Annotated in this window: 7 protein-coding genes and 1 pseudogene; 4 read left to right on the top strand and 4 right to left on the bottom strand. The window is 67.6% G+C overall.

What is annotated here, in order from left to right; translation table 11 throughout:
• Nucleotides 1-42 precede the first annotated feature (42 nt).
• From nadA to ON04_RS05680, 3 genes are all read left to right on the top strand, one after another.
• On the top strand, nt 43-1,113 hold the full coding sequence (gene nadA / locus ON04_RS05670; RefSeq protein WP_010540622.1) for a quinolinate synthase NadA: 1,071 nt from the start codon (nt 43-45) through the stop codon (nt 1,111-1,113).
• Entirely contained in the window at nt 1,110-2,027 is a 918-nt protein-coding gene (nadC, locus tag ON04_RS05675) for a carboxylating nicotinate-nucleotide diphosphorylase (protein ID WP_010540623.1), read from the top strand. The genes nadA and nadC overlap by 4 nt, the downstream gene beginning before the upstream one ends.
• Nucleotides 2,028-2,102: 75 nt before the next feature.
• Nucleotides 2,103-2,618, top strand: coding sequence for a hypothetical protein (locus tag ON04_RS05680; RefSeq protein ID WP_010540624.1), 516 nt, complete (start codon nt 2,103-2,105; stop codon nt 2,616-2,618).
• A gap of 34 nt (nt 2,619-2,652) precedes the next feature.
• Here the strand turns inward: ON04_RS05680 and ON04_RS05685 are convergent, their stop codons facing one another.
• On the bottom strand, nt 2,653-3,135 hold the full coding sequence (locus ON04_RS05685) for a hypothetical protein (RefSeq protein WP_010540625.1): 483 nt from the start codon (nt 3,133-3,135) through the stop codon (nt 2,653-2,655).
• 77 nt (nt 3,136-3,212) lie between these two features.
• Nucleotides 3,213-4,394: an alcohol dehydrogenase catalytic domain-containing protein gene (locus ON04_RS05690; RefSeq protein WP_010540626.1), complete on the bottom strand. Its 1,182-nt coding sequence runs from the start codon at nt 4,392-4,394 to the stop codon at nt 3,213-3,215.
• A 288-nt stretch (nt 4,395-4,682) separates the two neighbouring features.
• Here ON04_RS05690 and ON04_RS05695 point away from each other — a divergent pair, with 288 nt between their 5' ends.
• Complete coding sequence (locus ON04_RS05695; protein ID WP_238529246.1) at nt 4,683-5,069, top strand: hypothetical protein; 387 nt, start codon at nt 4,683-4,685, stop codon at nt 5,067-5,069.
• 35 nt (nt 5,070-5,104) lie between these two features.
• Here the strand turns inward: ON04_RS05695 and ON04_RS05700 are convergent, their stop codons facing one another.
• Both ON04_RS05700 and ON04_RS16675 read right to left on the bottom strand, forming a co-directional pair.
• Complete coding sequence (locus tag ON04_RS05700; protein ID WP_010540628.1) at nt 5,105-6,310, bottom strand: alkaline phosphatase family protein; 1,206 nt, start codon at nt 6,308-6,310, stop codon at nt 5,105-5,107.
• 28 nt (nt 6,311-6,338) lie between these two features.
• Nucleotides 6,339-7,107 (bottom strand): annotated as a pseudogene (locus ON04_RS16675) (HNH endonuclease); the annotation flags it as partial.

A 7,107-nucleotide genomic window follows, 5' to 3' on the forward strand; every position in this document is an offset into this window, starting at 1 on the left:
GTGGCGTATCGGCTCGCAGGAACAACCCGGGAAGGGGCAGCGATGAGCTCTGCCACTGGACTGAACACCGCCACTGAACTCACCGGTCGGCTCGACTCGCCGCTGGCCGCGAAGGTCTACCACGACGGATCCATCTACACCGGCGTCGAGCCGAACGACGAGTGGGCGGCCGAGATCCGCCGCCTCGCCTCCGAGCGCGACGCCGTGATCCTCGCCCACAACTACGAGATCCCCGCGATCCAGGACATCGCCCACCACGTGGGTGACTCTCTCGCCCTGTCGCGGATCGCGGCGAGCGCCGAGCAGTCCACCATCATCTTCTGCGGTGTCCACTTCATGGCGGAGACGGCCAAGATCCTCTCGCCGGACAAGACCGTCCTCATCCCGGATGAGGCCGCCGGCTGCTCGCTCGCGGATTCGATCACCGCCGAGCAGCTCGCCGAGTGGAAGTCCGAGCACCCGGACGCCGTGGTGGTCTCCTACGTCAACACCACCGCCGCGGTGAAGGCTCTGACGGATATCTGCTGCACCAGCTCCAACGCCGTGGAGGTCGTGGAGTCCATCGACCCGAGTCGTGAGGTCCTCTTCCTGCCCGACCAGTTCCTCGGAGCCCACGTGCGCCGTAAGACCGGTCGCGAGAACGTGCTGGTCTGGGCCGGGGAGTGCCACGTCCACGCCGCGATCAACGGTGATCACCTGACCGCCAAGTCCGAGGCGCACCCGGGCGCGGAACTGTTCGTCCACCCGGAGTGCGGCTGCGCCACGAGTGCGCTCCACCTGGCCACCGAGGGCGCGGTGCCCGCGGATCAGGTCAAGATCCTGTCCACCGGCGGCATGGTCGAGGCCGCCCGCTCCTCGGGAGCGCGCGAGGTCCTGGTGGCCACCGAGGTCGGAATGATCCACCAGCTGCGCAAGGCCGCCCCGGAGATCGACTTCCTGCCGGTCAACGAGGACGCCAGCTGCCCCTACATGAAGATGATCACTCCGGCAGCCCTGCTGCGCGCACTGGTGGAGGGAGCGGACGAGGTCAACGTGGACCCCGCCACCGCCGAGGCCGCGCGCGGGTCTGTGGAGCGGATGATCGCCATCGGGAACCCGGGGTCGGGCGAGTGAGCGTGGCACCGTCCGGGCACGACGACCACGACGACCACGACGACAAAGCCCTCGATCCCGACACCCGTGCAGACGCCCTGATCGCGATCCGTCGCGCACTCGACGAGGACCTGCGATACGGCCCGGATGCCACGTCGCTGGCCACCGTCCCCGCGGACGCCCGGGCCACGGCACGGCTCGCCTCGCGGGCCGCGGGAGTGGTGGCGGGGCTGCCAATGATCGAGATGGTGCTCGCGGAGGTGCTCGGCAATGATGCCGACACCGGCGAATTCTCGGTCACCCTGCACGCCCGCGACGGCGACCGTGTGTCCGCTGGCGATGTGGTGGCCGAGATCTCCGCTCCCACACTGGGACTGCTCACCGCCGAGCGCACGATGCTCAACCTTGTGTGTCACCTGTCCGGAGTGGCCACGGCGACACGCGCCTGGGCCGACGAGATGGAGGGCACGCGCTGTGCAGTCCGGGACACCCGCAAGACCATGCCCGGGATGCGCCTGTTGCAGAAGTACGCGGTGCGCTGCGGCGGCGGCGTCAACCACCGCATGGGGCTGGGCGACGCGGTGCTGGTGAAGGACAACCACGTCGTGGCCGCCGGCGGCGTCGGTCCCGCGTTGGACGCGGTCCGCTCACGCTTCCCGGATCTACCGTGCGAGGTGGAGGTGGACTCGCTCGAGCAGCTCGACGAGATGCTGGATGCCGGGGTGGACCTGGTGCTTCTGGACAATTTCCCGCTGTGGCAGACCCAGAGCGCCGTTCAGCGGCGGGACAAGCTCTCGCCCGGCACGCGGCTGGAGTCCAGCGGCGGACTGACGCTGGACGTGGCCGCCGACTATGCCCGCTGTGGTGTCGACTTTGTGGCCGTGGGAGGCCTCACACACTCGGTCGGGGTGCTCGATCTCGGACTGGATATGTGAGGTCCGCCCCAATGGGCCCCCACCCGGGTCTTCGGGCTCGGGCCAACGGCACCTGTCCGCGTAGGGTCAATCATCATGACGGGCTTCTGGGACTCGGGCGAGAACATGACGGCGGCGGAACGCCGTCAACAGCGGATGGCGGAGGCTCGCCGCCGCGTTGAGACGGGGGAGAATTCGCCGCCCCCACCGCCTCCCGCCAAGCCCACCCGGGCGCGCACGGTGCGCACACCCAAGGCCGTGACGGTTGATCCCAAGGCGGTGACCGGAGCCCAGTTCGCGGTATGGCGCAGTGTTCAGCACTTCTGCACCACCGATTCCACGCCCGACGCCCGTAGCGACGACCTCGACCTGCTGGTTGCGTGGTCCGACTCGATCCAGCAGTTCCGGCTGCGGCAGAGGATCGTGGCGCGCCTGGACCACGAGGGCGCCTGGCTGCCGGTCTGTTATGCCAAGGACGGCGCCCGTGAGGCGATCACCCAGGCACAGGCCGAGCGCTACCGCGAGGTCCGACTTGGCGAATCGACCCTCTCCGGCGGCGCCCAGAAGCCGCTCAAAGAGACCGACCACCCGGAGAGCACCACCACGCTCTGAGAATGCCCTCGGCGGCGTTCCGGGCGAGCGGTGCTCATCGTGAGGCGAGCGCGAACCGCTGTCCCTCCGGCTGCGGGCCCGTGATCACCACGAGCTCGTCCGCTCCTGCCTTCTCGGCTGCCGGGTCGGTGGTCTCTTTGGCGACGGTGGCCGGTTCGTCGTCGTCGTTGTCGTCGTACGTATATCCTCCCGGGTCGCCCGGCTGCGGTTCTACGGCGACCACCGTGTTCTCCTCGAGCAGGTCGATGATCGCGGTTCGGGCCGCCCGGGCGTAGCGCAGATTCCGCAGTGCGGGGGTGTCGGTCTCAAGCGCGGAAGGGTCGACGTCGACCGCGCTCAGTGGCTCGCCGGACGGCGCCTCGTAGGCCTCGCACACGGACTCGACCAACTCGTCGATCCCCAGGCTGTCCGACTCGCTGAGCTTGTCCACCACGATCATCTTCGCCCGCTCCAGCACATCCTGCTCGGGCACTGTGGCGGCGTCGATCGCGTTTCGGATGTCATCGGATGAAGTCATGATTCCAGCGTGCCAGCCCTCCCGTGCGCCTGCATCCGGAGCCGCCGTCTGCTCGGCGTTCCGCCGCGGGGCTCAGGTCACGGCTCGAGCACGATCTTTACCGCGCCGTCCTCCTTCTTCTGGAACATCTCGTACGCGCGCGGTGCCTCCGCCAGAGGCAGGCGGTGTGTGGCGAAATCGTCGACGCCGAGAGGGTCGTCGTCGGTGAGCAGGGGCAGGATCTCCGGAACCCATCGCATGACGTTCGCCTGGCCCATCTTCATCGTCACCTGCTTGTCGAACAGGGTCAGCATCGGAATCGGGTCGGCAGTGCCGCCGTACACGCCTGACAGGGAGATGGTGCCGCCGCGGCGGACGATGTCGATCGCCGAGTAGAACGCCCCCAACCTGTCGACGCCCGCGTGCTCCATCATTTTCTTACCGAAGAACTTGGGCATCAGGCCGACCGCGGCCTGGGCGGCGCCCGCGGCAGGGGAGCCGTGGGCCTCCATGCCCACCGCGTCGATCACCGAGTGCGGCCCGCGGCCGTCGGTCATGTCGCGGATCACGTCCCCCACCTCGCCGGGCATGTCCGTCGGGTCCAGCACCTCTACGCCGCGATGTGCTTGCCGGGCCCGACGTTCGGGCACGGGATCCACGCCGATCACGCGGTGCCCCCGGTGCGCCGCGATCCGCGCGGCCATGTCCCCGATGGGGCCTAAACCGAGGACGACGACGACACCGCCCTTCGGGATCTGTGCGTATTCCACGCCCTGCCAAGCCGTCGGCAGGACATCCGACAGGTAGAGGTAGCGGTCGTCGGCGTGGTCGTGCGGGACTTTGATATGCGTGTTCTGCACCTGTGGGACCCGCAGATACTCGGCCTGCCCGCCCGGGACGCTGCCGTAGAGCTCTGAGTAGCCAAACAAAGCCGCGCCCATGCCCTGGTCTCGTACCTGGGTGGTCTCGCACTGGGTGTTCAGACCTTCGCCACACATGTGGCAGTGGCCGCACGAGATCTGGAAGGGCATCACCACCCGGTCACCGGGCTTCAGGTCGGTCACTTCCGAGCCGACCTCCTCGACGATTCCCATCGGTTCGTGACCCAGGATGTCGCCCTCATTCATGAACGGGCCCAGCACCTCGTACAGGTGTAGATCCGATCCGCAGATGTTGGTGCTGGTGATCTTGACGATCGCGTCGGTGGGCTCCTCGATTCGTGGATCGGGGACATCGTCCACGCGGACGTCTCGCTTACCGTGCCAGGTAACCGCCTTCATGTTTCGGCTCCTCTCTCGTCAGTCGGTCGCCGTCACGGACGGCGGCGTCGGTGGTGATGCCGACCGTAGTAACGAGTGAGGTCGATCGCATCCGGTGGCGGCCGCACGTCTCGCCCGGGCGTGCCGTCAGACCGTTGTCACGGAGACTGGGCGCTGGCACACGTGTACGTGCCTCCGGGCGAGCCGGCGGGGGACACTCAGTACATCGTCAATCGTGTCGGTGGATCCTGGCAGCGGTACACGGGCATCCCTTCCACAAAGTGTCGCGACGATGCCATCCGCGATGGGATGCCCACTGCGATCGCCACGGTTCTCGATGCCTGCCGGGCCCCGGAGTCCGGAGTCGGAGATCTGGGACTATCCACCGCGATGAGCCGACCGAGCTGTGACGGCAGGGGGATCGTGGTGCTCTACTCCGCGGTGACCCCGGGAAGCTACGCACAGGAGATCTCGTCCGCGCTGACGCAGTACCCGGGTGCCTCGTATCTGCGCACTGACTCGGCTTGCCCATCACTCCGTGCCCGCGACGAGAACGGCAACGCCATCTATGCGGTGTACCGACCGTCGGGTTACACGCGGGAAGCCCTGTGTCCGGACGTCCGCGCAGCCGGCCCGCCGGCGTACGGCCGATGGCTCGACACGACGAGCGACCCGTCTGTGTTGGTGGCCTGCTGAGTGCTGCTGACCCTCCGACGCGGATCCCGTGCGCGCTACCGGACGATCAGCGGGATATGTTGCTCTGCCGCGGTGTTGGCGCCGTGGTGGCCGAGCAGTGACGACTCAAGTTTCTCGTTGTGCGTCCGGGCCAGGATCACGCCGCCCGTGGCGATGGCGATGATGTCGCCGAGCCGTTCGGCATGATCCCGTCCGGGGCCGAATAGTTGCTCGTCGAGGGCCTGCTCGCGACTAAGAACGCGGGCGTGGCCGTCCAGTGCAGACGCCCATGCCGTCTGAACGTCCTCCGCGGCGCCCGGGCGGGTATAGACGTGACGGACCCGCGCCTCACCGGCGACAGTCTCTACATCGGTGAGAAGAGCGGGTGTCGAATCGATGTCGATGACTGTTTCCGCGGAGACCATCCCATGGTCTGCGGTGACAAGAAGCCTGCAATCCCGGGGGAGATCGGTAGCGAGGTCGGCTATGAATGTGTCGACTTCGCGTAGCGATTGAATCCATTCCGGGGACCCGGGACCGTGGATGTGACCGATCAGGTCTAGATCCCCGAAGTACGCGTAGACAAAGCGCCGGCGTGGTGACGGCGCACCAACGATCGCGAGGACGCCTTGAGCTATCTCGGCGAGTGTGTTTGCGGGCACGTAGTTGCCGTCGGCACGGAATGCCGCGCGGGTGAGGCCGGATTCGCGGAAGTCCTCACGCATGACGTAGTTGACGTCGACCCCCTCGGCGGCGAGGAGCTCAAGCACGCTTGGTTGCTGCTGCACCGCACGCGGCGGAAACCGGTCCAAAGCAGAGGGGCCACCGGCAGATTCGAGCGTCCATCGGAGCGGGTTGAACGAGGTGTGCGGGCCGTCGGCGTCGTTGATGCGAAAGCTGTAACCCACGATCCCGTGCCTTGAGCAGGGTGCTCCCACCGCGAGGCTCGTCAGACTGGTGGCCGTGGTGGCGGGGAACCCAGCCGAGATCATGCGGGTGGTCATGGCGGCCAGGGACGGTGCATGGTCTGCGTACTGGCGAATGAGCTCAGCCCCCAATCCGTCGACCAAAACCAGCACGGTGTCGCCGGCTGGTTCCAAGCTCAGCGGATTGCGGAGCCCGACGCCCATCGATGCCGCAACGGACGGCATCACATCCGCCAGAGAGTGTTCGGAAGGGCTCAACGGGATCGGGGTCATGAATCCACCATCCCGCATCTTGCTCGCGGACGGACGCGACTCGAAAAACAGTTGAGCAGCCACATTCTGGACCTGGGCCGCTGGACGCTAGCTAGAACGGTGGGGGGTCGGTGTCGTGTTTGAGGAGTGTGCGGATGCCGGTTTCGATGTGGCTGTGGGTGGGTGTGGTGCGTTGCCACCAGCGGCCGGGTTGGGGTGGGCGGGTGCGTCCTGGGCCGGTGCCGGTGCTGCTTGTCGAGCGTGTGGGGTTGGCAGTGGTGCGGGCGCGTTCGGCGGCTAGGCGTGCGGCGCGGCGGGTGGAGTAGGCCGGTTCGGTGCGGGGTTGCTCACCGCCGGTGGTGGCCGGGTCGGGGTTTCGGCGTTGTTGGGTGTTCCAGTTGTGTGCTTCGGTGCGGGCGTTCTCGCGCCGGTAGGTACCGAGTGGGCCGGCGGGCCGGGTGCGCATGGTTGCGCCGTCGGGTGTGGTGAGGGTCAGGGTGCCGTCGGGGTCGAGGTGGTAGGTCCAGTCGGAGAAGGTTTTGAATCGGTGGTGGCGCCGGCATAGGCACATGAGGTTCGCCTCGATGGTGCGGCCGCCTTGTGCGGGGTTGGTGTGGTTGAAGGGGCGTATGTGGTCCAGATCGCAGTCCGCGGCTGGGACGTGGCAGCCGGGGTGGCGGCAGGTGCCGTCGCGGAGTCGGATGCGGCGGGCTAGGTGGGCGCTGGGCCGGTATCTTCCGGCTGCGTGGGCATTGTCTGCGGCGCCGATGCGGGGATCGATCTGTTCCAGGTTGGCCCCGTGGCTTGCGGCGAGCATGGACTGCAGGGCGTTAAGGGCGGATCGGCCGGTGCGGGTGAACTCCACTACCGCACCCGATGCG

Origin of the sequence: Dietzia alimentaria 72 (assembly GCF_000226215.1) — a bacterium.
Taxonomy (GTDB): domain Bacteria; phylum Actinomycetota; class Actinomycetes; order Mycobacteriales; family Mycobacteriaceae; genus Dietzia; species Dietzia alimentaria.